Raw genomic sequence first — 26,979 nt, 5'->3', positions numbered from 1 at the left:
AGGAGGGGAGAAAGGGGGACCCGATGAACGTCCGGCCGCTGAGCAGGGACCGGGAGGACCCCGGACGATTCGAGGCCGACGCCCGGTTCGCGGTCGAGGCCGCCCGGTGGGCGCCCTCGGTGCACAACACGCAGCCGTGGCGGTTCGGGATCGGCGACCGGCGCATCAGCCTGCGCGCCGACAACGAACGCCGGCTGGACTGCACCGACCCGTCCGGCCGGGAGATGATGATCAGCTGCGGCGCCGCGCTGTTCACCCTGACGCTGGCGCTGCGCCAGCTGGGGTACGCGCCCCGGGTCCGGCTGCTGCCCGCCCCCGACCGGCCGTGCCTGCTGGCCGACGTGGACGTCGACGTCCCGGCCGCCGCTCCCGAGACCGTGAACCCCGAGGTCGCCCGGCTCTACGAGCAGATACGGGAGCGGCACACCCACCGCGGCGCGTTCCGTCCCGGCCAGGTGACGGCCGGGCTGCCGGCGCTGCTGCAGGTCGAGGCACGCCGGGAGGGCGTCACCCTGCGCGTGATCACCGACACCCACGCCCAGGCCACGCTGGGTGCGCTGACCGGGGCGGCCGAGCACCTCGGCCGGGCCGATCCCGGGATCGGCGCCGAGTTGTTCCGCTGGGCGCCCGCACCGGGCGACCGCCGCGAGAACGGTGTCCACCCCGACACCTATCCGCGCCGGGCCGAACGCACCGAGCCGGACTTCCCCGGCCGGGACTTCGCCCGCGGGCAGGGCTGGGGGACCGACGCTCCCGCCGACGAACCGGCCGAGCAGCCGTCCGCCGGTATGGTCGTCCTGCTCACCACGCCGCAGGACACTCCCGCCGACTGGCTGCGCGCCGGGCAGGCGCTGCAACGCGTCCTGCTGCGCGCCCAGGCCGAGGAGGGCGTGTCGGCCGCCTTCCACACCCAGGCGCTGGAGGTTCCGGAGCTGAGGGGGCTCATCCGCACCCGCCTGTGCGACGGCGACCACCCGCAGATGCTGATGCGGCTCGGGGTGGCCGGCACCCGCCGGAAAAGCGTGCGCCGTCCCGTCCACGCCGTCGTCCACGACGACTACTGACGGCCGGGCGGCCCTGTGGGTCCGCCCGGCCGTACCCGCGATCGGCCGTACTCGCGATCACCGCTCAGCGTTTGCGGACCAGCAGGGGCTGGGTGACCTCGCCGAGGTGGTCGTCGGGGTCGCAGAGGGTGGCGTGCGCGATGCCGAGGCCGTCGTCGGACAGGCGGGTGCGGGCGGCCATGTGCACCCACTCGCCCGCGGGCACGCGCGCCAGGGTGGCGGTCATGGTCGGCGGGATGGACAGCCACTCCTGCATCGGCAGCACGGCGGACAGCCCGTTGGCCGAGTCGGCGACGATCAGCGTCCGGGCCAGGCCGGTGATCTTCTCGCCTGCGATCAGGGGGATGCGTACCCGCGTCCACACCCCCGCGGGACCGAGGGTGCCGTGGCCACCGTGGGTGTACCGCCACTCGATGGCCCGGCCATAGCCCCACCCGGCCAGGTCGGGGCGGAGCGGCCCGGTCCCGGGCTCCGACAGCGCTGGCGGCCGGAGGCGCTCCCCGGTGACCGGCGGCGGCGGGCCGGTCGCGATGTGCCAGGCACGCGCGACCACCACCGTACGGTCACCGGCGATCATCCGCGCCTCGGACAGGGAGATCAGCCGGCCCGGCCGCACCGGAGACACCTCGACGCGCACCTCGTGCCGGGGGATGGGCCCGAGGAAGTCCACCGAGACCCGGGCCAGGCGCATGTCGGCGCCGGCCGTGCCGTCGATCACGTGCGCCAGCAGCGCCGTGGGCGGCCCGCCGTGCTGGGCGCCGGAGTCCCAGGGGCTCTCGGTCGCGCGGGTCGGCTCGTACCGGCCCTCGCCGAGGGGCAGATAGAAGGCTTCGGGCATATCGCTCATGGGCCAATCTTCGAGCAGGCGGGGATCCGGGGGGAGGCTTCGAGCGGACAGAGGCCCCGGGGACGGCGCCCTGCCTAGTGATCGGCCTCGAACGGGAAGGAGAGGCGGCCTTCGGTCATCATCCGGTCGAACATGCGCTGTAACGACGCGGAGTCGTTGAGGTGGGGGAACGGCTCGCCGGTGGGTGGCTCGACGCCGAGGAAGCCGCACAGCGGATCCCAGCCCCGGCGCACGTCGAACACCAGCAGCCGGTCTTCCGGAAGGCTCTCGCGGACCGTCGCGACATGCCGGTGGTAGGCCTTCACCGCCCGGTCCTCGTCGGGCATGTCCTGCCCCATGTGCCAGCCCGCGCCGAAGACGTCCTGCCCCATCCGGTCCAGCATCGGGCGCATCCGCTGCATCGCGACCAGGACCGGTCGTACGGCCTCGGGCGCCTGCTCGGGCGGGATCCCGCCGGGACGCCGTGAGATCAGCATGCGGAAGCTGAGGTACCAGTGGTGCGGATCGCGAACGGTGAGGACGACCTTGGCCTCCGGATAGGCCTCCGACAGCTCACGCCAGAAGTAACTGGAGGGCCAGTCCTGGGAGGACGCGTAACCCTCCAGCACCCGGTCCCAGTCCGCGGACGCGCCGGTGCCGACCGACAGCCAGCGATCGACGTGATCGGGATGCGCGAGGACCTCGACCATGTGATAGCAGGGCCCGAAACCCAGCCGCTCCAGCGCCGCCTTCATCGACATCGTCCCCGTCCGCGGAAACCCCGCGCCGATGACCTTCAACAAGCTCCCCACCCCCCTGCGTCACCCCGGGCCGGATGACGGTCCTCCCTTCATGCCCGCCCACACGCCGGCATGCGGCCGGTGCCCGCTCCCCGGCCACTGGGCATCGCCACGGCTTGTACTAAGCCGTGAAAGAAGCGCCTGCAACTCATTGACACGTCCCTCATTGCAAGGTTTTCTTCCAGTTACCGCGGTCGAGATGTCAGGACGGTGCACCAACCCCCGCCCCAAGGAGATCGCCTCATGGGCATCTGGAAAGTCTCCCGAGCCAGACGTCGCACGGCCGCCACGGCGATGGCGGTCACGGCCGCCCTGGCCGGGCCGCTCGCCGTGGTGGTGACGGTGCCGTCCGCCGCGGCCACGGCGCCGGTCTACCTCGACCCCGGGGCGCCGATCGAACGCAGGGTGAGCGACCTGCTCGGCCGGATGACCCTGCAAGAGAAGATCGGCCAGATGACCCAGGCCGAGCGGGCCGCGGTCGCCGACGATCCCACGCAGGTGGCCGCTCAGCGACTGGGCTCGCTGCTGTCGGGAGGCGGGTCGGTCCCGGCGGACAACACGCCCGCCGGCTGGGTGAAGATGATCAACACCTTCCAGGCCGAGGCACTGCGGACCCGGCTGAAGATCCCGCTGATCTACGGTGTCGACGCCGTGCACGGGCACAACAACGTGTACGGGGCCACGGTCTTCCCGCACAACGTCGGGCTGGGCGCCACCCGTGACCCGCGGCTGGCGGAGAAGATCGGCCAGGCCACCGCCGCGGAGGTGCGCGCGACCGGCGTCCCCTGGAACTTCGCCCCCTGCCTGTGCGTGTCCCTCGACGAGCGATGGGGCCGCAGCTACGAGAGCTTCGGTGAAGACCCGGCCCTGGCCTCGAACATGTCCACCGTCATCGACGGGTTGCAGGGTCGCGGCGGGCGGCTCGACCGCGACGACCGGGTCCTGGCCACCGCCAAGCACTTCGCCGGTGACGGCGGCACCGCCTACGACACCGCCATCGCCGAGGCCAACGAGGGCAAGCCCTGGTGGGAGCAGCGGTACCCGATCGACCAGGGCGTCACGGTGACCGGCCAGTCCGGCTTCTACCGGACGCACGTCGCGCCCTACCTGCCCGCCCTGAAGGGCCACGACGTCGGCAGCGTCATGCCGTCCTTCTCCAGCGTCGACTGGACCGAGGACGGCATCGGCGACCCGATCAAGATGCACGCCAACCACGACCTGCTGACCGGCGTGCTCAAGGGCCGGCTGGGCTTCGACGGCTTCGTCATCTCCGACTGGGAGGGCATCCACCAGATCCCCGATCCCGCCGAGCCGGGCAACACCGGGCTCACCGCCCACAAGGTCCGCACGGGCGTGAACGCCGGCATCGACATGTTCATGGAGCCCAACAGCGCCCCGCAGTTCCAGGAACTGCTGCTCGCCGAGGTCGAGGCGGGACGGGTCTCGCGGGCGCGCGTCGATGACGCCGTCCGGCGCATCCTCACCGCCAAGTTCCGGCTCGGGCTCTTCGAGAACCCGTACGCGGGTCTGGACGACATCGACCGGGTCGGCAGTGCCGGCCATCGGACGCTGGCCCGCGAGGCCGTCGCCACGTCACAGGTGCTGCTGAAGAACCGCGGCGGCACGCTGCCGCTCGGCGGCAAGTCCTCGGTGTACGTGGCCGGCCGCAACGCCGACGACATCGGCAACCAGGCCGGCGGCTGGACGATGACCTGGCAGGGCGAGTCGGGCGACATCATCCCCGGCACCACGATCCTGGAGGGCATCCGCCAGGTCGCGCCCAAGGCGAAGATCACCTACAGCGAGGACGCCTCCGCGCCCATCAAGAGGTCGGACGTCGGCGTCGTGGTCGTCGGCGAGACCCCCTACGCCGAGGGCTACGGGGACGTCGGCGGGCCGGAATGCGGCTGGTGCAGCGTTCCGCAGCAGGAGGAGAAGTCCCTCACCCTGCAGCCCGCCGACCAGGCCACCGTCGACAAGGTCTGCGCCGCGGTGGACAGGTGCGTCGTGCTGGTCGTCTCCGGGCGGCCGCAGATCGTCGCCGACCCGCACGGCCGGATCGACGCGCTCGTCGCCTCCTGGCTGCCCGGAAGCGAAGGCGCCGGCGTCGCCGACGTCCTGTTCGGCAGGCGTCCCTTCACCGGCCGTCTGCCGGTGTCCTGGCCGGCCACCGCCGATCAGGTCCCCATCAACATCGGCGACGCCCACTACCGGCCCCTGTACCCCTTCGGCTGGGGCCTGCGCACCCACCCCCGCAGCGGTAACGCCGCGTCCCGGCCCCTGGACAACGCCGAGTCCCGGGCCTTGGACAAGGCCCAGGCCGCGGTGGTCCGGGGCCGCGCACCGGCGAACTGGGCCGAACTCATCGCCGGCGCCGACCACGCTCTCCTGACCGGCGACCGCGCCACCGCCCTCAGGCTGCTGGCCAGGGTCGGCGGCTGACCCGCACGCCGCCGTGGACGCCCAGGCGTCCACGGCGGCCTCCTGGCAGGACCGGCCGCCGGGCCGCCGACCAGAACGATGTGCCCGCGCCGACCGTGGTCAGGCACCACAGCGCACCCGCCGCGACCAGTGGGCAGACCGGCGGTCGCCGGTGCTCCTCGGTCTGGCGGCGCGGTACGAGTGCGGGGGCGTCACATCTGGATCGAAGAGTGCGTGAATCGCTGCCGATAGGTGGTGGCGGTGAGTCCGTAATGGGCTTTGAAACGGCGGGCGAAGTAGTTCTGGTCGGCCCAGCCGACGGCCTGGCCGATTTGGGTGATGGGCTGGTCGGTGTGCAACAGCAGGGAGGCGGCCTTCTCCACCCGGTGCTGGGCGAGATAGGTCATCGGCGGCAGCCCGGTGGCCTCCTTGAACAGGCGGATGAGATAGCGGGGGGTCAGATGGAGTTCGTCGGCGAGTTCACTGAGGGTCCATTTGTGGGCGAGCCGTGTCTCCAGCAGGTGCATGGCCTCCAGGACGGCCGGATGCGTCGGGCCCTCTCTGCCGGGGATGTCGCCGCGGTCGGCGGCGACGGCCCTGGCGAGGTGGCCCAGGAACAGTGAGAGCCGTCCGATGGTGTCCGCGCGGTGCCGGTCCATCGGCCGATGCCGCAGCCAGGCCAGGGCGTCCAAGTGAATCATGGCCTCTTTGAGCGCTTGTGCGTCCAGTTTCGTGGTCAGTATTCCGCGGCGCCGCATGGAGTTGGGACCGGTCCAAAGCAGGTATCCCAGCAGCGGGTCCTCCCGCGTCCAGGCCAGTTCGCGCTGGAGTAGCCCGGCGTTGAAACAGCAGTTGTACAGATCCAGCCCCCGGCACTCCTCGTAGCCGTGCCAGACCCCGGGGCGTAGCAGGATGACATCTCCGACCTCTAGTTTCCTGCGTCCCGTGAGCGATCTGTGCACGCCCTGGCCGTCGGTCACGACGGCGATCTCGACGAAGCTGTGGGTGTGAACGGGGTGACCCTCCTCGTGGAGGTGGTGCCCGGCATAGGCCAGTGACCCGTCAGTGATGTACGCCAGGCCCTTGACCTCGTCGACAGGGAGTCCGTTCATGACCGCACCCTAGCGCGAGGCGAACATCGTGCTAGTGCTGGCCTATTTCGGGCTATCCGGGCCGGTCACCGGCAGCGCAGTATCCCTGCCTAGACCGCCGTGCGGTTCACCTGGCGGCAACACAGCCGACACAGGGGGCGAGGGAGGGCGCAGATGGTGCGAGGGCCCGTGGGGGAGGTGACGCGGCCGACCGGGCCCGGCCGGCTTGGGGCCGAGGCCGATGCGGCCGGCCCGGCCGTCGCGGCCTCGGGACGACGGCGGCGAGTGAGGCGGGCGTACGCCTGGTTCCTGGTCCCGGCACTGGCCCTGTACTCCTTCGTGGTGCTGCTGCCCAGCGTCCAGGGGGCGACGTTCGCGTTCACCGACTGGGACGGGCTCAACCCCACCCGGCACTTCATCGGCCTGGCGAATTTCCGCCAGATGCTGGAGGACCCGGCGGCCCGGGGGGCGCTCCGGCAGACGCTCGTCATCGCGGCGGCCGTCACCGTCGTCCAGAACGCCGTCGGGCTGCTGCTGGCCCTGGGCGTGCACAGCCGCATCAAGAGCCGGAACGTGCTGCGGGTCCTGCTTTTCGCCCCAGCGGTGATGACGCCCGTCGTCACCGCCGCGCTGTGGAAGTACATGCTGGCCCCCGAAGGCGCCTTGAACGGCCTCATCGCCGCCGTCGGCCCGGACTCCTGGCAGCAGAACTGGCTCGGCGACCCGACGCTGGCGCTGTGCAGCGTGGCGGGCGTCGTCGTCTGGCAGTTCGCCGGTTATTCGATGGTCATCTTCCTGGCCGGGTTGCAGGGGATCCCGCAGGAGGTCTACGAGGCCGCCGCGGTCGACGGCGCGAGCGGATGGCAGCGGTTCCGGCACGTCGTGCTGCCGTTGCTGGCGCCCGCCACGACGATCAACCTGATGCTGTCGGTCATCGGTGGGCTGAAACTGTTCGACCAGGTCTGGGTGATGACCCAAGGCGGCCCGGGGACCGCGACCGAGACCCTGTCCACGCTCATCTACAAGAACGCCTTCCAACTCGACGAGTACGCCTACAGCGTGGCGCTGGCGATCGTGCTGACGGTCTTCGTCGCGGTCATCTCCGGCGGCCAGTACCGGCTGCTGCACCGCGGCGGGGAGGCGGCCCGGTGAATCGCTACGGCCCGCGCACCCTGCTCCGCGAGATCATCATGATCGCGGTCGCCGCGGTGGTCGCGTTCCCCCTGTACGTCCTGGTCAACCTGTCGCTGCGGGACCCCAGGGACGGGTCCTCGGTGATCGCGCCGACCACGTCGCCGACGCTGCGCAACTACGCCGACGCCTGGCGGGAGGCCGGCCTGGCGGGCGCCATCGTCAACAGCGTCGTGGTGACGGTGCTGAGCGTGGCCGTCATCGTGATCGTCTCGGCGATGGCCGCCTATCCGCTGGCCAGGATCACCGCCCGCTGGTCCCGCTGGGCATTCCTGCTGGTCATGCTGGGCCTTCTCCTGCCGTTCCAGCTTGCCCTGCTGCCGCTTTACCAGACCATCCGGGATCTGGGGCTGCTGGGCACCCTGTGGTCGCTCGTGCTGTTCTACAGCGGCCTGCAGGTGCCGTTCGCGACGTTCCTCTACGTGGGATTCCTGCGAGCCGTTCCGCGTGAGTACGAGGAGGCGGCGCTCATCGACGGGGCGGGTCCGGTGCAGGTGTTCTGGCGGGTCGTCTTCCCGCTGCTGCGGCCGGTCACCGGGACCGTCGTCATCCTGAACGCCATCCTCGTCTGGAACGACTTCCTCACTCCGTTCCTGTATCTGTCCGGAAGTGACCAGCAGACCATTCCGGTGGCCATCTACGGATTCATCGGCCAGTTCGTCTCCCAGTGGAACCTTGTGTTCGCCGGGCTGGTCATCGCGATGCTGCCGATCCTTGTCGGCTATTTCCTCATGCAGCGCCACATCATCAAGGGCTTCGCCGGAGGACTGAAAGGATGACCGCCGCTGTGCCGAACCCCGAGGACGGCCTGACGCCCTACGGGCTCACCTGCGAAATGCTCCCGACCCCGCTCGGCCTGGACGAGCCGTCGCCCCGCCTGTCATGGAAACTGCGGTCGGCACGCCGTGGCGACACGCAGACCGCCTATCGGCTCACCATGGCGCTCAGCCCCGGCGACCTGGACGACCCGCAACGGCTGCTGTGGGACACCGGCCGCCGTACGGCGGCCGACGGCGTACTCGTCCCCTTCGACGGGCCGGCGTTGCACTCCACCACCCGCTACCACTGGCGGGTCCAGGTGTGGGACGCCGACGGCGCACCGGCCGGGCGGGCGGACTCCTGGTTCGAGACCGGCCTCCTGCACGCCGACGAGTGGCGCGCCGTCTGGATCGGCCGTGACACGCAGGCCCCGGCCGTGATGGACCCGCCGGACGACGAGGACCGCACCGAGCGCACCCGCCACCTGTTGCCCTGCTCCCACCTGCGGCGTTCGTTCGACCTGGGCGACCTGCGGCCGGTGCGGGCCCGGGTCTACGCCAGTGCCCGGGGTGTCTACGAGCTGCGGCTGAACGGCCGCCGGGTCGGTGACGCCGAGCTGGCGCCGGGATGGACCGAGTACCACCGGCGCGTGCTGTACCAGACCTACGACGTCGGGGACCTGCTCGAAGCCGGCGAGAACGTGCTGGGGGTCGTGCTGGCCGACGGCTGGTGGAGCGGCTTCGTCGGCTTCGACTCCCGGCGCCAGGCCCTGCACTACGGCGACGCCCCGCAGGTGATCGTCCAGGTCCTGCTGGAGTTCGCCGACGGCTCGCAGCGCTGGATCCGCACCGACGAGAACTGGCGGGAGCGCTCCGGCGCGATCCGGTACGCCGACCTGCTGATGGGCGAGTACGTCGATGCCCGCGACGACCTGCCGGGCTGGGACGCCCCCGGCTACGACGACACCGGCTGGCACGCGGCCGTCGTGCTCGACCGCGCCACCGGCGTCCTGCGGGCCGCTCCCGACCAGCCGGTGCGGGTGACCGAGGACCTGCCCGCCCGTTCCGTGGTCCGCCGTCCCGGCGGCCATCACATCGTCGACCTCGGCCAGAACATGGTCGGGCGCGTCAGGCTGACGATCCGCGGCGCCGAACGCGGGCAGCGGATACGGCTGCGGCACGCCGAGATGCTCCAGGACGAGGAGCTGTACCTCGACAATCTGCGCACCGCCGAGGCCACCGACTTCTACGTCGCCGCCGGTGACCCCGTCGAGGTCTTCGAGCCCCGCTTCACCTTTCACGGCTTCCGCTACGTGGAGGTCACCGGCTACCCCGGCGACCTGCGCGCCGAGGACGTCGTCGGCCGGGTGCTGCACAGCGACACCCCGTGGACGGGGGAGTTCGCCTGCTCGGACGAGACCGTGACGCGGCTGCAGTCCAACATCCGGTGGAGCCAGCGCGGCAACTTCGTGTCCATCCCCACCGACTGCCCGCAGCGCGACGAGCGGCTCGGCTGGCTGGCCGACGCCCAGGTGTTCCTACCGACCGCCTGCCGCAACGCCGACGTCAGGGCGTTCTTCGCCCGCTGGATGCGCGACGTCGTGGACGCCCAAGACGCCGACGGCGCGTTCCCCGACGTGGCGCCGAAGCTGTGCGTGCCCCGTGAGGGCGCACCGGCGTGGGGCGACGGAGGCGTCATCATCCCCTGGCACCTGTACCGGGTCTACGGCGACCGACGTGCCTTGGAACGTTCCTACCCGGCGATGGCGGCCTGGGTCGACCACATCCACCGCCACAACCCCGACCTGGTGTGGCGTCACCATGTCGGCAACCACTACGGCGACTGGCTCCAGGTGGACGCGCAGACCCCTCGGGACCTGCTGGCCACCGCCTACTTCGCGCGCAGCGCCCAGATCGTGGCGCAGGCCGCCGAGGTGCTCGGCGAACACGCCGACACCAAACGCTACGGCGCCCTGCACGCAGCCGTCCGCGACACGTTCGTGGACGCGTTCGTGAACACCGGTACGGGCGCCGACGGAGATGCGGCCGGGGATGAGGGCCGCATCGTCGGCGGCACCCAGACCGGCTACCTGCTCGCGCTGGCGTTCGACCTGATGCCCGAACGGCTGGTGCCCGCCGCCGTCCGGCACCTGGCCGCCGACATCGAGGCCCGCGACCGGCACCTCACCACTGGCTTCGTCGGAGTGTCGCTGCTGTGCCCGGTGCTCGCCGAACACGGCCACGCCGACCTGGCCTACGCGCTGCTGCACCAGGACACCTATCCGTCCTGGGGTCATTCGATCCGGCACGGCGCCACCACCATCTGGGAGCGCTGGGACGGCTGGACCGGGGAACGCGGCTTCCAGTCTCCGGCCATGAACTCCTTCAACCACTACAGCCTCGGCTCCGTCGGCGAATGGCTGTACGGCGGCGTCGCCGGCATCGACCAGCGCCCCGGCTCCGTCGCCTACCGGCACCTGCTGCTGCGCCCCCGGATCGGCGGCAGGCTCACCTGGGCCAGCGCCCGGCAGGAAACACCCCTGGGCGCCGCCGCCTGCGGATGGTCACTCCAGCCCGAAGCCCAGCCGGAGGAACTCCACATCGAGGTGACGGTGCCCCCTGGAGCCGTCGCCACCCTGCACATCCCCACAGCAGACCCGGCCGGCGTCCGCGAAGGCCGAGCGGAGCTGCCGGGCCGAGCCGAAATCGAGGTCATCGACAGGCTTCCCGGAGAACTCGTCGTTGACCTGGCCTCCGGCACCTACCACTTCATCACCCCACCCCCGCAGCACTGAAGAAGCCCACCCCGGCACCTCGATCGCCACCCACCGCCCCACTCCCTCCCCGAGGAGGAACCCCATGCGTCGCACCCACCGGCTCACGGCCGTCATGGTCGCGGGCGTCACCCTCGCCGCAGGCGCGTGCAGCAGCGGCACCAACGCCTCCGGCGGCTCGGACACCCTGCGCATCACCGCCGTGGCCACCGACCGGGCCGGCACAGAGGCCGTCCTGAAGGCGTTCCAGGCCAAGAACCCCGGCGTGAAGTTGACGACCTCCTATTCCGACACCGACCAGTACCAGGGCACCCTGCGCACGCAGCTGTCCTCGGGCACGGCCCCGGACGTGTTCTTCGCCTGGCCCGGCAACGGCAACCCCGCCGCGATCGAGGTGCTGGCCCCCACCGGTTATCTCGCCGACCTGTCCGGCCGCTCCTGGACGGCCCGGATCCCCGCGGGCATCAAGCCGGTGACCCAGGTCGCCGGCAAGACCTACATCGTGCCGATGACGTTCGTGGGCATCGGCGGTCTCTACAACCAGCAGGCCATGAACGAGATCGGGGCCAAGCCCCCGACCACCTGGAGCCAGTTGCTGGCCTTCTGCGACACCGCCAAGGCCAAGGGCAAGGTCGCCTTCGCCCTGGGCAACCAGACCGACTGGGTCACCCAGCTGGTGAACTACGCGCTCGTCCCCACCACGGTGTACGCCTCCGACCAGAGCTTCGACCAGCGGATGAAGGCCGGCGCGGCCACGTTCGCGGGCTCCGGGTGGAAGACCGCCCTGACCAAGTACCTGGAGATGAACGAGCGCGGCTGTTTCTCCAAGGACCCTCTCGGCACCTCCTTCGAGACCTCGGTGGCCCAGCTCGCCAAGGGTGACGCGGTGGCGGCCATCCAGGTCACCTCCACCCTCAACCAGGTCAAGTCCCAGGCTCCCCAGGGCACCGGATTCGGCCTGTTTCCCGTACCCGCCACCGACGACTCCGACGAGACCCGCATGCCCGGCGCGGCCGGTGGAGCCTTCGCCCTGAACGCCAAGGCCAAGAACCCCGAGCTGGCCTCGAAGTTCATCGACTTCCTGGCCACCCCTGAGGCCATGAACGCCTACGCCGGGGCCACCGGCAACCTGCCGAGCATCCCCAACGACCAGTTCAAGCACGACCCCGCCCTCCAGCCCCTGGTCGACTTCCAGAAGGCCGGCAAGACCGTCCACTTCATGGACCAGCTGTGGCCCAACCCCAAGGTCCAGCAGACCCACTTCACCGGCGTCCAGAACCTGTTCGCCGGCAAAGCCGACCCGGACACCGTCCTTCGCCAGATGGACGAGGCCTACCAGGGCGAGTAAGAGGTGTCTGCCCATCGGCCTCGGCGCACGCGCCGAGGCAGGGTGACGGCTGCCCCGATCACCCTCGCTCCTCCGCAGGCCCGAGCGGGCGCCAGCACCGCCGGTCCCCCACGGGCCACCGGACGGCCCATGTCGTTCCCCAGAGGACCGCCGCGCCCACCCGCCGCGCGGAGCAACGGAGGCGACACGGTTGCCGACCGCAGCCACGCGGACCAGCCCGGTCCTCGACCACCGCACCCGAGACGGCCGGCGCTCCGTGAGGTGCCCTCACGATCATGACGAACAAGGAGTACCCATGTCATCCAACAAGCGCGCAAGACGCGCTTTGACGGCCACGGGCCTGGCTCTGGCCCTGGTCGTCCCGCTCTCCGCGAGCGCCTACGCCGCTCCCGGCGGAGCGGGCTACGTCGAGGTGGTGCACCTCGGCGTGGACGGGCGCTACGACTCCCCGGAAGGTCTGGACAACCCCCGTCCGACCTTGAGCTGGCAGATGGCCGAGACCCGGCGCGCCAGGTCGCATGCCTGCCACCGGCCGGGCGCCAAGATCGCCTGCCCGGCCGACAAGCAGACCGCCTACGAGGTCCAGGCGGCCGATACCGTACAGCGGCTGAAGGCCGGCGACCTGATCTGGGAGACGGGCCGGGTCAACGGTTCCCAGCAGCGCGTGACCTTCGGCAGGACCCTGGGGTCTCGGGCCACGGTCGCCTGGCGGGTACGGGTCTGGGACGCCGACCGGCGGCCCTCCGAGTGGTCGGAGCCGGCCACCTGGTCGATGGGTCTGCTCCAGCAGGGCGACTGGGGAAGCGCCCGGTGGATCGACTACCCGGACCGCACCGAGAACCAGCCCATGCCCATCTTCGCCCGTCAGTTCGACGTGCCGCGCGGCAAGAAGGTCGCCGACGCACGGCTGTACCTGTCCGGCGTCGGGCTCCACCACGCCACGGTCAACGGCAAGGAACTGACCGACGAGGTGCTGGCACCCGGCAACTCCAACTACCAGCTCTCCAGTGAGTACCGCACCTACGACGTCACCGACGTCCTGCGGAAGGGCGGCAACACCGTCGGCGTGGAGCTGGGCAACGGGCCCGCGTACGTACGCCGCAGCGTGACGAATCCCGCGGTGGGGCGGACGTCGCCCTACTCCTGGTGGCAGAGCCAGCTCAAGGGCAACGGGGTCCTGGCGGCGGACGCCGCCGCCGGAGCGACCACGGTCAAGCTCGACAACGTGAGCGGCTACCACGTCGGCGGCACGATCAACATCGACACCGGCGGGGGCGGCGACCGGCTGGAATCCCGCCGGATCACGGCGATCGGCACGGCCGGAGCCGACGGGACCGGCATCACCTTCACTCCGGGCCTGTCGGGCGCGCACGCGGCCGGCGCCAAGGTCACCGGCTCGGGCAACAACATCGCCGCCAGCGACGCCTCCGCCGGAGCGGCGGTGACCCCGCGGTTCATCGGCCGCATGGAGATCACCTACCGGGACGGCAGCACCCAGGCCATCGTCACCGACCGCTCGTGGCGGGCCGCCCTGGGTCCCCTGGTCACCGACGCCTGGTACTCGGGATCGGACTACGACGCACGCCGTGAGCAGCCGGGATGGGACGAGCCCGGCTCGGACCTGAGCCCGTCCGCCAAGCGCCGGGACGGCTCCCGCATGGAGTGGACCAGCGCGGGCATCGCCCCGCCGCCCAACCTCGCGACCAAGCTGGTGGCCCGGACCGCCGAACCGGTCGTGGTGAAGGAGGAGCTGACGCCGGTCTCGGTGACCAACCCGGCTCCCGGCACGTGGGTGTTCGACTTCGGCCAGAACATCGTGGGCTGGCCGAAGCTCAACCTGGACGAGGTGCCCGCCGGCACGACGGTCAAGGTGGCCCCGGCCGAGTCCCTGAACGCCGACGGAACCGTGAACCAGGCCTCCCTCATGGGCGGCGGCGGTTCGCGCGGAGTCGACCTCTTCAACACCTACACCGCCTATGGCGCCTCGCGGGGCGAGTCCTGGCACCCGGACTTCAACTACTTCGGCATGCAGTGGGTCCAGGTCACCGGGCTGCCGGACGGGTACAAGCCGACCCGCAAGCTCGTCACCGGGGTCCGCCTGCAGGCCGACACCCCCGCCGCCAGCGAGTTCACCAGCTCGAACGCGCGCATCAACCGCATCCACAAGATGTCGTACTACTCCATCGCCGGCAACATCATGTCGGTCTTCACCGACTGCCCCGGCCGCGAGAAGCTCTCCTACCCGGCCGACTACACCATGCCCATGGGCGCCATCCACCGGAACTTCGAGCTCGCCGCCTACATGCGTACCACCATGCGGCACCTCGTGGAGGGCCAGTCCCTCGCGGACACCCCCATGGCCGGGAACGTGGCGCTGAAGACCCCCGTGTACGACTGGGGGTACTCCGGCCGCTTCGGCGACGAGATCAACTGGGGCAACGCGATCGTCCTGGTGCCGTCCTTCCTGTACGAGCTGTACGGCGACACCCAGACGATGACGAAGTACTACGACCAGATGGTCAAGTACATCGAGTACATCCAGCGCGAGAAGGTCGGCACCGGCGCCAACGAGCACATCGTCGACGCCGCCCTGGCCGACTGGGTGGCCGCCGACCAGACCTCGGGCCGGATCACCGGCACCTGGGGCTACTACGTCATGATCAGCAAGATGGCCCGGATGGCCGAGCTGACGGGCCACACCGCGGACGCCCAGAAGTACTGGCAGCTCGCCTCGGACATCAAGCAGGCCTTCAACAAGGCGTTCTTCAACGAGTCGCTCGGCCGCTACACCGCCACCGGGAACGCCGGGACCGCGGGGGCCACCCAGACCGCCCAGGCGCTGGCCCTCGACGCCGGACTGGTGCCCGACGACAAGCGCAAGGGGGTCCTGGACGCCCTCGTCGAACTCGTCTACGCCTTCCACCCCAACGGTGACGGCCCGCACTTCAGCGGCGGCACCATCGGCATGGCGCCCACCGTCCGGGCCCTGGCCGAAGGCGGCCGCGACGACGTGCTGTGGGATGTCCTCCAGGAGAACGACCAGCCCAGCTACGGGTACTTCATGGAGTCCACCACCGCCAACCCCGGCGGGATGACCACGATCGGGGAGCGCTGGACCCGGGGCGACTCCAAGAACCACATGATCCTCGCCCAGATCGAGGAGTGGTTCCAGTCGCACCTGGCCGGCATCCGCGCGGCCGACGGCTCCACCGCCTACAACAAGCTGGTCTTCCAGCCCAAGCCCGTAGGCGACCTGCGCTACGTCCAGGGCGGCTACCAGACGCCCCAGGGCACCGCGCGCAGCTCGTGGACCAAGACCGACCGCAGCTTCGAACTGAAGATCACGGTCCCCGCCAACACCACCGCCGAAGTCCGGGTCCCCACCGACGGAGGCAAGACCGTCCTGAAGCCGGCCAGGGCGACCTTCCTGCGCAACGAAGCCGGGTACTCCGTCTACTCGGTGCCCTCGGGAGAGTTCACCTTCACGGCAACGAAGAAGTAGCCGTGATCGCCGTCCGAAGGGACCGGCGACCTGCCGCGACAGGACACGGGCGCGCCCGTGCGTGATGGCGGCGGCCCTTCGCCGAGCCCCGTCTGACGGCTCGCGGCCAGGAGAGGGCGAAGGCTGGCCGGCAGCACACCGAAACGGTGGCTGCCGGCCGGTCATCCGTCAGCGGGGTGTCTCCCGCGTCGAGTCGTCCGCGGACCTGACCACCGACCAGCGGCGCCGACAACCTCATGACCCGTGACGACCAGGGAACGGTCCCGCCGGTCAGAGCCAGCCGAGGCGGGCCGCCGCGGCACCGGCCTGGAACCGGTTGGTCACACCGAGCGTGGCCAGCAGTTCGGCGACGCGGCGGCTGTAGGTGCGGGGAGCCAGACCGAGCCGCCGGCATGCGGCCTCGTCGCTGGGTTCGGTGAGCATGGCGGTCAGGACCGGCGCCAGGTGCGCGGGCGGGGCGGCGCCGGGGCGGGAGGGCCGCAGGGCGAGCGCCCACAGGCTGCGGCTCGCTCCGCGCAGCGCGGCCACGGCGGCGGCGTCGCGGATGAGATAGAGGCCGTCGTACAGCGTGCGCCCGTCCTTCGGAACGGCCGCCACCCGGCGATCGGCCAGCACCATCTGGTACGGCACCTGGGGGACCAGCCGTAGCCGGTCACCGATGGCCCACGCGGTGTCCTGGAAAGCGCAGTGGGCGTTGTACCCGTCCATCGAGCTGACCACTGTGAGGGCCGGTCCCTGCTGCAGAACCTGGCGCAACAGGTCGTGCCAATGCGTGAAGTACCGTGGAGGCTGCGGAGATCGGGTCCGGGTGGGCGATGCGCCGTCCCACACGATGATTTCGACGTTCGCGGAACGGAACAGGCCGGCGAGAGCCTGCCGCGCCTGCGGCCCCGCCACCTCCATTGCCGGCGGAAATGCCGATGCGGTGGACGCGCTTGCGTGCGGAGGGCACATGCGATGCCGTCCCGATCCGCTTGGGCCGGGTCGCCCGCCGTCGTGAATCGTGAGTGGTGTTTTTGCTTGGGGCGAGCCGAGAGCCCGCCCGATACCGTCCGTTGCCTGGCTCGTCATCGCCGTGTCACCTGACCCTTGCAGTGACCAGGGCTTCATTCCGCAGCCGTTGTGGGGAGGCGCCCGTGGTCGTCTCGGCATTCAGCAGCCTGGCCCGTGCCGGCCCGCCGACCACCTGTTTCCCGAGGCCCTAAGCGGGTGGGCAACAGGGAAACACCCTCCCTCCGGCCCCGGCCCGCGGACAGGAATCATTCCGACAAATCACGAAATGAGACCTCTGCGGCGGTCACGCTTGACGAAAATCGTCGCCGCACCGCCAGGGACGGAACATACTGAGCCGATATTCACCGACGCATGGAGGGAAGGAGTCATGATGCGAATGACCCGATTGCTGGCCGCAGTGGGGCTCGGTGTCCTGATCGCCGGAACGCAGGCACAGGCCGGGCAGGCAACGGCGAAGGCGGAATCCCCCGGCGGATCCAACTACTTCGTCTATCGGATCGACGGCTGCGACCGTGAGGCCTACGGCGTGGTGAACAGCTTCGACCAGGCGCCGGATCTCATCAGGTCCCAGCTCGCGACCATGGCACGGGCCGGGCAGAAACGCCTGCGCATTCCGATCTTCCACCATCGGGGTCCGGATTCGGGGACCGTGATGGATTCCACGGGCGGGCGGCTGGACTCCTCGAACACGCGCAATCTACAGAACCTCCTCGCAGCGGTGAAGGCCGCCGGATTCGACGCGATCGAGATCGGGTTCTTTCCGCTGGACGCCAACGATCCGAGCGAATGGCGTGCGTTCGACCGTTCCCTGTACGAGGAGAATCGCGCGATCATCCGGCAGGTGCGGGAACTGACCGTGCGCGCGAGCCTGCCCTCCATGATCGACCTGCTCAACGAGGGCTCCCCGGGCGAGGGCGAGCACGTCCTGCTCCAGTACACCAGGACGCTGTGGAACGACTACACGCGCGAGTACGGCACCGCCGACACGGTCGGCTTCTCACTGAAGGTCGTGATCGCCGACCGGGTTCCCAAACTGCCCGCGGTCTACGGTGACCGCCCACCGGACGTCCTTGAGGTGCACCTGTACGGCAAGAGGCCGAACGGCGACGAGTACCAGCAGTTCATGGCCGCCGACGCGGCAATGGACCGGCTGGGCTACCGGCAGCCGTGGATCATCGGCGAGGCCTACGCCAACGACCCGCAGGCCGCGGCCGGCATCCGCCGGGCCATGGCCGACGCGGACCGGCCCGTGCGGTATCTGACGCAGTGGCCGCTGACCCGCGCCGAGCGTTGCCCGGACGCCGACGTCGCGCCCCCCGCCGCCTACGACGCCTACGCCGACGCCGGGTTCTGAGCACCCTGGTTCAGCGACCGCAGGACCGCTGGAAGGGCTGGTCGGGGAAGTACGCGGCCCACTCGGTGGGGGTGAGACCCGGGCCGTCCAGCGCACAGATCCAGTGGGAGACCACGGTGACGTCGTTGGTCCACAGCCGCAGCACCGAGTCCGCGCCGACCGTGGTGATCGTCCGGCCGTCCGGGCTGACGGCGACGTCGGTGACCTGGCGGGTGTGGCCGCTCAACGGGGTCAGGCTCGTCGGCCGCCGAGGGTCGCCGATGTCCCACAGATGGGCCGTCCGGTCGTCGGCGGTGGTCACCAGCGTCCGGCCGTCGGGCGTGAAGGAGACACCGCGGGACGCCTCACGGTGACCGACCAGCGTGCTGAGCAGGACCGGACGGCGGGGGTCGCCGATGTCCCACAGCCGCGTCCTGCGGTCGTCGGCGGTGGTCGCCAGGATGCGGCCGCCGGGACCGAGTGCGGCATTGTTGACCTGGTTGGGGTGCGGCAGCACGGCGAGCACGACCGGCCGCCGCCGGTCGGAGATGTCCCAGATCCGGGCCTGGTAGTCGCCGCCCACGGTGACGAGGACACGCGCATCCGAGGTCAGCGCCACGCCGTTGACGCGGTCGGTGTGCCGGACGGTGCCGAGGGCGCGCGGGCGGCGGGGATCGGAGATGTCCCACAGCCGCCCGGCATGATCCTCACCTCCGGTGACCAGCAGCCGGCCGTCCCCGCTGACGGCCGCCGTGTAGATGGCGGCGGTGTGCCGGACGGTGCCGAGGACGTACGGGCGGCGGGGATCGGAGATGTCCCACAGCCTGGCGGTGCGGTCCTGCCCCCCGGTGACCAGCAGCCGGCCGCCCGCGTCGAACGCCACGGCGTCGACCGTCCCGCCCGCCGCGCCGTGCCGAAGGGTGGCGAGCGGGAAGGGCTGCCGGGAACGGCTGACGTCCCACAGGTGGGCGGCGCCGACGCCGCCGGTGGCCATCACCCCCCTGGCCGGGGCGTACCGCACCGTCCACAGGCCGCCGGCGGGCGCCAGCACCGCCGGGGGCGGCAGATGCCACAGCAGGAGGCGTCCCTCGTCGTCACCGGTCGCCAGGGTCGCGCCGCCCTGGCCGAACGCCACCGACCGCACCGGGTTGGGCTGGGGCAGCGTCATCACTTCCCGGCCGCTGGACACCTCCCACAGCCGGGCCGTCTGATCGTCCCCGGCGGTCGCGATCTGCCGGCCGTCGGCCCGGAAGACGACGTCATTGACCAGGTTGGTGTGGCCGGTCAGCACCTTGGCGGGGCCGGGCCGGCAGGGCTGGGGCAGTTCGGTCAGGCGAACGGTCCGGTCGAAGCTCGTGCTGGCCAGGAGCCGGCCGTCCGGGGCGAAGGCCACGCTGCGGACCTGGGCCTCGTGCCGCCGCAGGACGGAGCAGAGCGTAGGGCGCAGGGGCCGGGTGACGTCCCACAAGCGAACGGTGTGGTCGTCGCCGGCGCTGGCGAGCGTGCGCCCGTCAGGGCTGAAGGCCAGGCCGTTCACCCGCGTGCCGTGGTCCGCGTCCCGCGGGACCCTGACCGCGGGACGGGCAGGGTCGCCCATGTCCCACAGCCTGATCGCACCGTCGGTGGTCGCAGCGCCCAGCGTCCGGCCGTTCGGGGCGAACGCCAGCGCGCTCACCTCGGCGTCCAACGGAGCGGAGAAGACCACGGACCGCGGATCCCGCAGGGAGCGCACCGTCACCGTGCGGTCCTCACCGCCGCCGGCCACCAGGCGGCCGTCGGAGCTGATCGCCATTCCGCCGATCTCCCCGGACACGCGCGCGGCGGTGGTCGTGGCCGGGCGCCGGGGTGCGCGCACGTCGTTCAGCAGGACCAGGCCGTCGTTGCCCGCCGTCACCAGCGTCGTCCCGTGGAACGCCGCCCGGCGCACCGAGTACCGGTGGCCCGGGAGGCGCGTGGAGAACACGCTGCCGGAGGAGGCGATCACGGCCCCCCGGGTCTGCGGGCTGCGGACCAGGCGGTGAGCGGCCAGGCTCAGCTTCATCGCCAGCGACGGATCGACCTGGCGCAGCCGCTCCGCCTGGTCGACCGCGACCTGGGCGGCGGCCAGGTCGCGCTGCGTCAGTGCCATCGAACGCTGCCGTACGGCGAACCCGGTCGCCCCGCCGGCCAGCAGGACCAGCACCGACAGCAGCGCCACCAGGCGTCGCAGCCGGCGGGTGCGGCGGCGCTGCGCGGTCAGGTCGGCCTGCCGGCGCCGCTCGGCCGCCTGCAGAAAACGGTGTTCCAGAAGGCTGAGGTCACCGGGCCGGCCGCCCATCCAGTCCAGGGCCAGCGCCAGCTGGGTGCCCCGGTACAGCAGCGCGGGATCATGGCCGCTGCTCTCCCACGCCTCGGCCGTCTCCAGCAGGCGCTGCCGGCTGCGCAGCCCGGCCCGGTCGGCGTCGATCCAGCCCCGCAGCCGGGGCCAGGCGTACAGCAGCGCCTCGTGGGCGATCTCGACGTAGTCGGCGTCCAGGGTGATGAGCCGGGCGGCGGCGAACGCGTCCAGGACACGGGCCGCCGCCCCCGGGTCGGGCGACAGTGACATCAGGCGGGCACGATCGACCCTCCGCCGGGTGTCCTGGTCGTCCTCGCCCACCCGGACCAGCCGTAGCAGCACCTGCCGGACCGCGGCCCGGCCGTCACCGTCCAGCCCCAGGTACACCCGTTCGGCGCTGGCGGCGACGGCCCCCTTGATGCCGCCGGTGCGCCGGTAGGCCGAAACGGTCATCCGCCCGTTCTCGCGTTCCTGCCAGGTGGCCAGCAGTGCGTGGGCCAGCAGCGGCAGCACCCCGGCGCCCGGGCAGGGGGCCGGTCCGTCTTGGGAGCCCACCTCGCTCAGCAGCACCTCGACCAGGCCCGGCTCCAGTTCCAGGCCCGCTTCGCGCGCCGGTCCGGTGATGGCCTCGCGCAGTTCCGCGTGGCTCATGGGGCCCAACGGGACCTGGCCGTCGTCGAGCGCGGTCACCAGTTCGGGATAGGCCAGGCAGTGCCCGTAGAAGTCGGCGCGAACCCCGATGATCAGCAGGATCGGCGGCTGTTCCCCGGGTGGGAGGGGGCCGGCCGACGCCAGAGCGCACACCGCCCCGACGAACGCGCGCCGGTCTTGTTCGTCCTCGCAGACGGTGAACAGTTCCTCGAACTGGTCGATCAGCAGCACCAGGCCGGTCTCGCGCATCGCCTCGCGCACCGCCACGGCGAAGGCGCCGGGGCCGGCCTCCAGCGCCCGGTCCGCCGCGTCCGGTTCCAGCCCGGTCGCCTTGGTGAGCCCGGTGACGAGCTCGCGGGTCGGGTGGGCGGTAGGGGTGAGGGAGAGCACCGGCCAGGACTGCGAGCCGGGCATCGGTAACGCTCCGCGGGTCAGCGCGGGCACCAGCCCGGCGTGCAGGAGCGAGGACTTGCCCGCGCCCGACGGTCCCACCACCACGAGAGGGCCCGCCTTGTGCCGCCGTTCGGCCAGTCGGTTCACCAGGGCGGCCGTCGCCCGTTCGCGGCCGAAGAACCAGCGCGCCTGGGACGAGCCGAACGGGACCAGTCCGGGGTAGGGGCACATCACCTCGTCGGCCGCCTGGTCGGGGACCAGGCTCAGCAGCGCCCCGCCGGCGCCCAGGGCCTCGTCGCAGATGCGGGCAAGGCCGGCGTTCGGCGGCTTGCCGCCGTTCTCCACCTTGCTCAGATAGCCCCGGCTGTAGTGGGTCGCGCGGGCCATGTCCGCCAGTGACAGCCCGGCCTCGCCGCGCAGCCGCCGCAGCCGGGCGCCGAAGGACTCCTCGTACTCGGGCACAACGACGGCCACCTCCACCCGGTGCCCTGGGTGACACACCGCAACGGATACTGCTTGCTGTCGCAAAGTTACGGCAAGTCGCGGTACCACCGGGTGGACATCGTGCTTTCCGGAGCAGAGGGCCTCCTTTCACCGGGAACGGGCGAGGCCGCGTACGGCGACCGGGGCGGCCGATACGGCGATGGCGAGGCCGATGCCGGCGGCGGCCAGGGCGCCGGGGCCGGTGGCGCCGGTCAGGCACAGGTCGCGAGCGGCGTCGACGCCGTAGGTGACCGGGTTGAGCCGGGCGATCCACTCCAGCCAGGTCGGCAGCGCGCCGACCGGGACGAAGGCGTTGGAGGCGAACATCAGCGGGAACATCACCAGCCCGGTGGTGGCCTGCAACAGCTCCACCCGATCGATCCAACAGGCCAGCGCGAGGAACACCCAGCCCAGACTCCAACCGATCACCAGGCACAGCACGGCGGCGGCCAGCACCCCCGCCGGTCCTCCCGGCGGCCGGTGACCGAACAGGCTCCAGGCCAGGACCAGCAGCAGGAACAGCCGCAGCGCGCCCCGCACCAGGCAGGCCAGGCCATGGGCGGCGAGGATCGAGCCCGGCCGGACCGGCATGGACCGCAGCCGTGTGAGCAGCCCGGTGCGGGTGTCGTCCACGATGCCCATACCGGCCTGCACCCCGCTCTGCAGGGCGGTGGTGAGGAGCAGCGCGGGCAGCAGGAAGTCGAGGTAACGCACGCCCGGCGGAAAACCCGGGCTGTGCGCCAGTCCCGCGAAGACCTGGCCGAAGGCCACCAGCATCACCAGCGGTTCGAGCACGCCGACGGCGAGCACTCGCCGGTCCAGGACGAGGGTGCGCATCAACCGTGCGGTGAGCACCCCGATCTGCGCCGCCGTGCCGGTCCCTTGCCAGCCGGCCGTTCCCTCGAACGAGAGTGCGCCGGACGGCCGGGTGGCGGTGCCGGGAGGGCGCGCCACGGTGGTCATCGGAAGTCCTCCGTTCCACCATGCCCGACCAGGGCCAGGTACACCTGGTCGAGCCCCGGCTCGGCCAGGGTCAACCGGGTGGGCTCGACGGCGGCGGCGTCCAGGGCCCGCACCATGGCCGCCAGGTCGCGTTCCCGGGTCACCACCGCGGTCACCGTCCGGCGGAGCGGGTCGCACTCCGGCCGCAGCCCTGCCCGGTGCAGTGCCTCCCCGGCCCTGGCGACGTCATCGGCCGCGACGCAGCGCACCTCCACGGTGCGCCGCCCGACCCGGGCCTTCAGGTCGGCCGGGGTACCGGAGGCGACCACCCGGCCCTCGGCGAGCACGGTGATCGAGTCCGCCAGGTGGTCGGCCTCCTCCAGATGCTGAGTGGTCAGGACGACGGTCGAGCCCGCCCGGGTGAGCCCCCGCACCATGTCCCACATGCCCAGCCGGCTGACCGGGTCCAGGCCGGTGCCGGGCTCGTCCAGGAACACCACTTCCGGGCGTCTGGTGAAGGTGACGGCAAGGTCCAGGCGCCGCCGCATCCCGCCTGAGCAACTGCGGGCCGGACGGTCGGCGGCGGCGGTCAGGCCGAACACCTCCAGCAGATGCCCGGCCCGCTCCCGGGCCTGCCGGCGCCCGGCCCCCCACAGCCGGGCGGCCAGGATCAGGTTGTCCCGGGCGGACATGGCCAGGTCCAGCGTCACGTGCTGCCCGGCCAGACCGATGCTGCGGCGGACCCGGGCGGCCTGCTCCACGACGTCGTGGCCGGCGACGCGGGCAGTGCCGCCGGTCGGTCGCAGCAGTGTCGTCAGCACGTTGACCAGCGTGCTCTTGCCTGCGCCATTGTGGCCCAGCAGCCCGAGCACCGTTCCGCGCGGCACGGTCAGATCGATTCCGTCCAAAGCGGCGGTCTCGCCGAAACTCCGGCGCAGTCCGATGACCTCGACCGCAGGCCCCGGCCCGTTCATGTCCCCGCCCAGGGGTCCAGCCGGGTGAGGACAACGGCGGTGAGGCGGTCGTAGGAACGCAGGAACACCGCTGCCGCCGCCAAGCCGAGGACGAGGGCAGCGCCGTGGACGGGGACGGGGTGCGGCGGGTCGGCGGGAGCGAGCGCCGCACCCGTGAGGGCGAGCGCCAAGAGCAGGAGGTTGCGCAGTAGAAGGGGATAGCTCATGACCGAGCCGCGCCCGCCGAAGCAGCCGCACTCGGCGAAGACCCGGCCGCGCACCGCTCGGAACACCACCGCGACGAACAGCACCAGCAGGCCCGACGCCGCCCAGCAACCGGCCCGGGCCGTGGCCGGCACCGCGACCAGCACCGTGGTCACCACCTCCACGGCCGTGACCACGGCGGCGATCACGACCGCGGGCCGGCCCGGGCGCATCGTCAGCCGGCCGACGGTGGTCGCGAACCGGCCGAAACCGTCGCGTCCGCGCAGCTTGCCGAGGACGGCGAGGGCGAACACCCCGGCCACCACGCCCTGCACGGCCAGTGCGAGGAAGTCGCGCATCCTCATTCCCCTCTCCGTGCCGGGACCGCCATCGTCTTGTGGTAGAGCCGCATGTCCTCGTGCTCGCCGACCGCCTGCCCGTCCACCTCGATCCAGGCGTGGGCGCGGAACGGCTCGGTGCGGACCCCGGTACACCAGTCCGGCCAGGCGCCACCCAGCCGGCACAGCAACGCGACCGCGATGGACCGCCGCAGACAGCCCTGCCCGGCGCAGCGCACACTGACCGAGACGACCGCCTGGCGCGCGGCCAGCGCCTGCGCCCGGGTCGCGGGACGGGAGCCCCGAGCAGCGGCCCGCAGGACCTGCCGCAGCCGTCGTGGGGGCAGCCGCTCCAGCAGAGCGGCGGCCAGCACGGCCGGCCGGGCCGCCGTCCGCCGCCGCAGCGGGACCCGGACGGTCTCCTCGAGCGTCACGGGCATCGTCATGGCACCATCACCTTCTCTTCGAGGAGCGAGCCGACGAGCGCCCGCACGTCCTGGGCGATCCGGTCGGCGAACGCGGGGTGCCGCCGGGCGAGCTCCCCGGCGGCCTCTTCGGGGGTGCGGCCGTCCACCAGCAGCCGCAGCACGGCGCCGCCGGTCGGGTTGAGCGTCCAGTAGCGTCCGGTCCGCTCGTCGAGCAGCACCGTGCCCGTGTCGGTCTCGGTGACGATCACGTCGGGTGACAGGTTCATCGGCTTCCCTTCAGGCGGGCCGGGGCCTCGGGGGTCCCGGCGGGCATCGAACGCAGCCACACCTCGCAGGCGAAGGTGCCGAGCAGCGGCATCAGCCGCAGCGAGAACGGCGGCAGGTTCAGCAGCGTGGCGCGCAGGGCGGTGGCGTCGACGAGCCCGAGGTCGGCCAGTCGCATCCCGTCGCACAGTTCCAGCAGTTCGTCACGGTGCCGCCGCAGGCCGGCGTAGACGTCGGCGCTGAACTCGGCCTTCGAACGGCGGCCCAGGTTGGCGTCCGGGACGATGCCCCGCATCGCCTCGACCAGCGCGGGCTTGTACCGGTCGGCGGCCATGCAGTCGGCGTAGTCGAGGGCGAGCGCCGCCTCGACCACCTGGTCGTCCAGGAACGGGGCCTCGATGGTGACGCCGTACCGCGCCGACAGGCGGCTGGTCCGGCGCATCAGGGCGCCGGCGCAGCGGACGCTCTGGAGCATCATGTGCCGCCCGCGCAGGTCCGACAGCGGCTCGGCCACGGCGTCGGCCGTCTCGCGGAGCGTGCGGCGTACCGACGCCATCGCGTCGGGTGTGGCCCAGCCGGGCATCCGGTAGGCGATGCCCCAGCCCGACAGCGGCGTGGAGTTGACACCGCGAATCGGTTCGTCCAGCGTGCGGCCCACGTTCCGGCCGAGCCAGCGGGAAAAGGAGGTGCGGTCCAGCAGCTCCCGGATCGTGGGGCCCGTCGCCCAGCGGTAGATGGCCCGGTTGGCGCGCACCTGCCGGATCCCCTGCAACGGGCGCCGGCGCACCAGGTCGTACAGATAGCCGGGCGTGGGGTGGAACAGCTCGTCACCACCGTGCCCGGTCAGATGCCTGGTCAGACCGGCCGCGGCCAGCCGGCGGGCCTGCTCCTGCAGGACCGCCCGGACCCGGATGGCGGGGAACGGCGCCTCCAGGTCGGGGTCGTCCGCCAGCAGGCCCGCGAAGTTCAGCGGGAAAGCCCGGCGGCCGTGAACGACGAGTTCGGTGTTGGGCATCGCGGTGGCGGCGAGTTCGGCCCAGCGGGCGTCGTCGCTGCCCTGGTCGGCGCCCTCGTGCAGGACGGTGACCAGACGCTTGACCTTGCCGGCGGCCAAGAAGCACACGCTGGTGGAGTCCATGCCGCCGGACAGGTCCGCGCTCAGCGTCATCCTGCCGTGCGCACGGACCGCCACAGCGTCGCGCAGCGCCTCCCGTACCCGGTGTGCCCCGTCGGCGAGCGGGAGGGTGGGCGCGGGCGGGTGGAACCAGTGCCTGATCCGGCTCCGGCCTCCCGGGTCGATCTCCAAGCGGCAGCCCGGAGGAAGCGCGTGGACGCCCTTCCACAGGCATCGTTCCTCCAACGGCCACGGAGGTGCGGGGGCGATGAGCCTGGTGGCCAGCAGGTCCTCCCGCACTCCCGCACCGGTCAGCGCGGCGAGCGTGTCCGGGCGATCGGCCGCCACCGTCGTGTCCAGCACCCGCCCGTGGAAGACCTCCCGGACCGTCGACAGGCTGCCCTGCACGCACACGACGCCGTCCACGACCGCGACCGCATGGAAGCTGCCGGGCAACTCGCGTGACAGGCCGTCCAGCCCGCCCGGCCCGTTCAGGGCGGCGACGTACCCGGCCAGCCAGCGCGGCGCGGCCGCCGCCATGCCCAGGATCGCGATGCGGCGTCGGCCCACGGCGGCCCAGGCCATCTCCTCGTCCCGCCACCATCCGGCGATCCAGGGACGCCCGGACTCATGCTGGACGATGCGCAGGCCCGCCCGGCCGCGCAGCGACGACACGACGGCCTCTCCCGCCGCGTCGTCGGGAACGACGAAGAATCGCATTGCCTCTCCTCGTGAGGAAAACCGATGAACGCCCCGGGCCGGAATGGGGC

19 protein-coding genes are annotated in these 26,979 nt (G+C 71.8%); 8 read left to right on the top strand and 11 right to left on the bottom strand.

Annotation, left to right across the window (positions count from 1 at the left end):
• The first annotated feature begins 23 nt into the window (after positions 1-23).
• Positions 24-1,064, top strand: coding sequence for an Acg family FMN-binding oxidoreductase (locus C4U03_RS30065; protein ID WP_103942544.1), 1,041 nt, complete (start codon positions 24-26; stop codon positions 1,062-1,064).
• A gap of 64 nt (positions 1,065-1,128) precedes the next feature.
• Here C4U03_RS30065 and C4U03_RS30060 read toward each other — a convergent pair whose 3' ends face one another.
• Together C4U03_RS30060 and C4U03_RS30055 are read right to left on the bottom strand one after the other, a co-directional pair.
• The gene (locus C4U03_RS30060; RefSeq protein WP_103942542.1) at positions 1,129-1,911 is read right to left on the bottom strand and encodes a thioesterase family protein; all 783 of its coding nucleotides are present in this window, start codon (positions 1,909-1,911) and stop codon (positions 1,129-1,131) included.
• Between the two features lie 74 nt (positions 1,912-1,985).
• Positions 1,986-2,693, bottom strand: coding sequence for a sulfotransferase family protein (locus tag C4U03_RS30055; protein WP_160147138.1), 708 nt, complete (start codon positions 2,691-2,693; stop codon positions 1,986-1,988).
• 240 nt (positions 2,694-2,933) lie between these two features.
• Between C4U03_RS30055 and C4U03_RS30050 the strand changes: the two genes are divergently transcribed.
• Positions 2,934-5,132, top strand: a complete 2,199-nt coding sequence (locus tag C4U03_RS30050; protein ID WP_103942540.1) for a glycoside hydrolase family 3 protein — start codon at positions 2,934-2,936, stop codon at positions 5,130-5,132.
• A 191-nt stretch (positions 5,133-5,323) separates the two neighbouring features.
• Here C4U03_RS30050 and C4U03_RS30045 read toward each other — a convergent pair whose 3' ends face one another.
• The gene (locus C4U03_RS30045) at positions 5,324-6,223 is read right to left on the bottom strand and encodes an AraC family transcriptional regulator (protein ID WP_103942538.1); all 900 of its coding nucleotides are present in this window, start codon (positions 6,221-6,223) and stop codon (positions 5,324-5,326) included.
• A 264-nt stretch (positions 6,224-6,487) separates the two neighbouring features.
• On the opposite strand from C4U03_RS30045, the gene C4U03_RS30040 reads away from it, so the two are divergent.
• The 5 genes from C4U03_RS30040 (at position 6,488) to C4U03_RS30020 (ending at position 15,775) form a co-directional block, all read left to right on the top strand.
• Positions 6,488-7,354 carry a carbohydrate ABC transporter permease gene (locus tag C4U03_RS30040; protein ID WP_235018241.1) on the top strand — a complete coding sequence of 289 codons (867 nt, stop codon included), beginning with the start codon at positions 6,488-6,490 and terminating at the stop codon, positions 7,352-7,354.
• Positions 7,351-8,172: a carbohydrate ABC transporter permease gene (locus C4U03_RS30035; protein WP_103942534.1), complete on the top strand. Its 822-nt coding sequence runs from the start codon at positions 7,351-7,353 to the stop codon at positions 8,170-8,172. The genes C4U03_RS30040 and C4U03_RS30035 overlap by 4 nt, the downstream gene beginning before the upstream one ends.
• Positions 8,169-10,946: an alpha-L-rhamnosidase gene (locus tag C4U03_RS30030; RefSeq protein WP_103942532.1), complete on the top strand. Its 2,778-nt coding sequence runs from the start codon at positions 8,169-8,171 to the stop codon at positions 10,944-10,946. Before C4U03_RS30035 ends, C4U03_RS30030 begins: the two co-directional genes overlap by 4 nt.
• Before the next feature lie 64 nt (positions 10,947-11,010).
• Entirely contained in the window at positions 11,011-12,273 is a 1,263-nt protein-coding gene (locus C4U03_RS30025) for an ABC transporter substrate-binding protein (RefSeq protein ID WP_103942530.1), read from the top strand.
• 295 nt (positions 12,274-12,568) lie between these two features.
• The gene (locus tag C4U03_RS30020) at positions 12,569-15,775 is read left to right on the top strand and encodes an alpha-L-rhamnosidase (protein WP_103942528.1); all 3,207 of its coding nucleotides are present in this window, start codon (positions 12,569-12,571) and stop codon (positions 15,773-15,775) included.
• Positions 15,776-16,045: 270 nt separating this feature from the next.
• Here the strand turns inward: C4U03_RS30020 and C4U03_RS30015 are convergent, their stop codons facing one another.
• Entirely contained in the window at positions 16,046-16,483 is a 438-nt protein-coding gene (locus C4U03_RS30015) for a helix-turn-helix domain-containing protein (protein WP_146087572.1), read from the bottom strand.
• Positions 16,484-17,165: 682 nt separating this feature from the next.
• On the opposite strand from C4U03_RS30015, the gene C4U03_RS30010 reads away from it, so the two are divergent.
• Entirely contained in the window at positions 17,166-18,143 is a 978-nt protein-coding gene (locus C4U03_RS30010) for a hypothetical protein (protein ID WP_146087571.1), read from the top strand.
• Between the two features lie 10 nt (positions 18,144-18,153).
• On the opposite strand, the gene C4U03_RS30005 is transcribed toward C4U03_RS30010, so the two are convergent.
• The 7 genes from C4U03_RS30005 to C4U03_RS29975 all read right to left on the bottom strand — a co-directional run bounded on the left by C4U03_RS30005 (position 18,154) and on the right by C4U03_RS29975 (position 26,929).
• Positions 18,154-21,957: an nSTAND1 domain-containing NTPase gene (locus C4U03_RS30005; RefSeq protein WP_160147137.1), complete on the bottom strand. Its 3,804-nt coding sequence runs from the start codon at positions 21,955-21,957 to the stop codon at positions 18,154-18,156.
• A gap of 117 nt (positions 21,958-22,074) precedes the next feature.
• Complete coding sequence (locus C4U03_RS30000) at positions 22,075-22,929, bottom strand: ABC transporter permease (protein ID WP_235018240.1); 855 nt, start codon at positions 22,927-22,929, stop codon at positions 22,075-22,077.
• Positions 22,926-23,882: an ATP-binding cassette domain-containing protein gene (locus C4U03_RS29995; protein ID WP_103942520.1), complete on the bottom strand. Its 957-nt coding sequence runs from the start codon at positions 23,880-23,882 to the stop codon at positions 22,926-22,928. The genes C4U03_RS30000 and C4U03_RS29995 overlap by 4 nt, the downstream gene beginning before the upstream one ends.
• The gene (locus C4U03_RS29990) at positions 23,879-24,430 is read right to left on the bottom strand and encodes a MauE/DoxX family redox-associated membrane protein (RefSeq protein WP_103942518.1); all 552 of its coding nucleotides are present in this window, start codon (positions 24,428-24,430) and stop codon (positions 23,879-23,881) included. The genes C4U03_RS29995 and C4U03_RS29990 overlap by 4 nt, the downstream gene beginning before the upstream one ends.
• Positions 24,427-24,849: a lasso peptide biosynthesis B2 protein gene (locus C4U03_RS29985; RefSeq protein WP_103942516.1), complete on the bottom strand. Its 423-nt coding sequence runs from the start codon at positions 24,847-24,849 to the stop codon at positions 24,427-24,429. The genes C4U03_RS29990 and C4U03_RS29985 overlap by 4 nt, the downstream gene beginning before the upstream one ends.
• Complete coding sequence (locus C4U03_RS29980) at positions 24,846-25,097, bottom strand: lasso peptide biosynthesis PqqD family chaperone (RefSeq protein ID WP_103942514.1); 252 nt, start codon at positions 25,095-25,097, stop codon at positions 24,846-24,848. Before C4U03_RS29980 ends, C4U03_RS29985 begins: the two co-directional genes overlap by 4 nt.
• Positions 25,094-26,929, bottom strand: coding sequence for an asparagine synthase-related protein (locus C4U03_RS29975; RefSeq protein ID WP_103942512.1), 1,836 nt, complete (start codon positions 26,927-26,929; stop codon positions 25,094-25,096). The genes C4U03_RS29980 and C4U03_RS29975 overlap by 4 nt, the downstream gene beginning before the upstream one ends.
• Positions 26,930-26,979 lie beyond the last annotated feature (50 nt).

This window comes from Thermomonospora echinospora (assembly GCF_900108175.1).
In the GTDB taxonomy this organism is placed as follows: Bacteria; Actinomycetota; Actinomycetes; order Streptosporangiales; family Streptosporangiaceae; genus Thermomonospora; species Thermomonospora echinospora.
Note: the sequence above shows the minus strand (reverse complement) of the source record. Positions and strands in the feature narration are given on the sequence as shown.

What these genes read in the sequence shown, in the direction of transcription:
- C4U03_RS30065 (WP_103942544.1), top strand. Translation starts at nt 24, where the DNA reads ATGAACGTCCGGCCGCTGAGCAGGGACCGGGAGGACCCCGGACGATTC.
- C4U03_RS30060 (WP_103942542.1), bottom strand. Translation starts at nt 1,911, where the DNA reads ATGAGCGATATGCCCGAAGCCTTCTATCTGCCCCTCGGCGAGGGCCGG.
- C4U03_RS30050 (WP_103942540.1), top strand. Translation starts at nt 2,934, where the DNA reads ATGGGCATCTGGAAAGTCTCCCGAGCCAGACGTCGCACGGCCGCCACG.
- C4U03_RS30045 (WP_103942538.1), bottom strand. Translation starts at nt 6,223, where the DNA reads ATGAACGGACTCCCTGTCGACGAGGTCAAGGGCCTGGCGTACATCACT.
- C4U03_RS30030 (WP_103942532.1), top strand. Translation starts at nt 8,169, where the DNA reads ATGACCGCCGCTGTGCCGAACCCCGAGGACGGCCTGACGCCCTACGGG.
- C4U03_RS30025 (WP_103942530.1), top strand. Translation starts at nt 11,011, where the DNA reads ATGCGTCGCACCCACCGGCTCACGGCCGTCATGGTCGCGGGCGTCACC.
- C4U03_RS30020 (WP_103942528.1), top strand. Translation starts at nt 12,569, where the DNA reads ATGTCATCCAACAAGCGCGCAAGACGCGCTTTGACGGCCACGGGCCTG.
- C4U03_RS30015 (WP_146087572.1), bottom strand. Translation starts at nt 16,483, where the DNA reads ATGGACGGGTACAACGCCCACTGCGCTTTCCAGGACACCGCGTGGGCC.
- C4U03_RS30010 (WP_146087571.1), top strand. Translation starts at nt 17,166, where the DNA reads ATGACCCGATTGCTGGCCGCAGTGGGGCTCGGTGTCCTGATCGCCGGA.
- C4U03_RS30000 (WP_235018240.1), bottom strand. Translation starts at nt 22,929, where the DNA reads ATGACCACCGTGGCGCGCCCTCCCGGCACCGCCACCCGGCCGTCCGGC.
- C4U03_RS29995 (WP_103942520.1), bottom strand. Translation starts at nt 23,882, where the DNA reads ATGAACGGGCCGGGGCCTGCGGTCGAGGTCATCGGACTGCGCCGGAGT.
- C4U03_RS29990 (WP_103942518.1), bottom strand. Translation starts at nt 24,430, where the DNA reads ATGAGGATGCGCGACTTCCTCGCACTGGCCGTGCAGGGCGTGGTGGCC.
- C4U03_RS29985 (WP_103942516.1), bottom strand. Translation starts at nt 24,849, where the DNA reads ATGACGATGCCCGTGACGCTCGAGGAGACCGTCCGGGTCCCGCTGCGG.
- C4U03_RS29980 (WP_103942514.1), bottom strand. Translation starts at nt 25,097, where the DNA reads ATGAACCTGTCACCCGACGTGATCGTCACCGAGACCGACACGGGCACG.
- C4U03_RS29975 (WP_103942512.1), bottom strand. Translation starts at nt 26,929, where the DNA reads ATGCGATTCTTCGTCGTTCCCGACGACGCGGCGGGAGAGGCCGTCGTG.